Consider the following 1,833-nt stretch of genomic DNA (forward strand, 5'->3'; position numbering starts at 1 on the left):
CTCCTTTTGTAATCTATATATAAATTTTAACACATTCTATATAAAAAGGTTCATAAAATACTTTGAATATTAAAAGTTACTATATTGACTTAAAGTGCACTTTAAGGGGTATACTAATAAAAAGAATTTAAACTAAAGAGAAGAAGGGATGATATAAATGGATTATAAAGTATTAAATAAAGTAAACAGTCCAGAAGATGTTAAAAAGCTTAATAAAGATGAATTAAACATTTTAGCAAGTGAAATAAGAGATGCTTTAATTAAAAATGTAAGTTATACAGGAGGACACTTTGGACCTAACTTAGGTGTAGTTGAAATGACAATAGCACTTCACTATGTATTTAATTCACCAATAGATAAGATAGTATACGATATATCACACCAATCATATGTACATAAAATGCTAACAGGAAGAAAAAATGCATACATAAATAAAGAAGATTTCAAAAGCTTAAAGGGATATACATCACAGTATGAAAGTGAACATGATTTCTTTACAATAGGACATACATCAACTTCAGTAAGTTTAGCTTGTGGTTTAGCTAAAGCTAGAGATGTTAAAGATGAAAAAGGAAATATAATTGCACTTATAGGAGATGGTTCTTTAAGTGGAGGAGAAGCTTTTGAAGGATTAAACAATGCAGCAGCTTCAAATAAAAATATTATAGTTTTAGTAAATGATAATGATATGTCTATTGCAGAAAACTATGGTGGAATGTATAAAAACTTAAAATTACTTAGAGATACAGAAGGAAAAGCGGAAAATAACTTCTTTAAAGCAATGGGATTTGATGAGTATCATTTTGTTAAAGATGGACATGATATCCAAAGCTTAATAGAAACCTTTAATAAAGTTAAAGATACAGACCATCCAGTAGTAATTCATGTACATACAACTAAAGGAAAAGGATACAAGGATGCAGAAGAAAACAGAGAAAACTTCCATTATGTAATGCCTTTTAATTTAGAAACTAAAAAGCTATTAATGGAAATGCCAAAAGAAACTTATGCAAGCCTTGCAGGAAATCTTTTATTAGAAAAAGGAAGAAAAGATAAAACTGTAGTTACACTCACAGCAGGAACACCAGGGTTTATAGGATTAGTTCCTTTTAGAGAAGAACTTAAAGAACAATACATAGATGTTGGAATAGCAGAAGAGCATGCAATAGCCTGTGCATCAGCAATGGCATTTGCAGGAGCAAAACCAGTAGCATCATTTGCAAGTACATTTATTCAAAGAACATATGACCAAATGTCACATGACTTAGCAATAAATGATAACCCAGCCTTAGTATTAGTTTATAATGGTGGAATTACAGGAGCTGATGTTACTCACCATGGAATATTTGATATCCCATTAATTTCAAACATTCCAAATGTAGTGTACTTAGCACCAACATGTAAAGAAGAGTTCTTAAAAATGATGGATTGGGGAATAGAGCAAAAAGGTCATCCTGTATTTATAAAAGTACCAGTAGGTGCTGTAAGAAATTATGACTTCAATGTTCAAGAAGATTATTCTGATTTAAATAAATTCCAAATGATTAAAAAAGGAAGCAAAGTTGCAGTTATAGGGCTTGGAAGTTTCTTTAAGCTTGGAGAAGAAGTAATAGAAAAATTAAAATCAGAACTAAACATAGATGGAACATTAATAAATCCAAGATATATAACAGGAATAGATAAGGATATGTTAGAAGATTTAACTAAAGACCATGATGTAGTAATAACATTAGAAGATGGTATCTTAGATGGTGGATTTGGTGAAAAAATAACTAGATTCTATGGAGATAAAGAAATGAAGGTTCTAAACTATGGAGCAACTAAAGAATTTAC

General features: G+C 29.8%; 1 protein-coding gene. It reads left to right on the forward strand.

Features of this window, described 5'->3' with window-relative positions; translation table 11 throughout:
- Positions 1-157: 157 nt before the first annotated feature.
- A partial coding sequence (locus ACRC28_RS06125) for a 1-deoxy-D-xylulose-5-phosphate synthase (protein WP_438542565.1) occupies positions 158-1,833 on the forward strand: 1,676 nt, incomplete at its 3' end.

This window comes from Clostridium sp., from assembly GCF_051650885.1.
In the GTDB taxonomy this organism is placed as follows: Bacteria; Bacillota; Clostridia; order Clostridiales; family Clostridiaceae; genus Clostridium.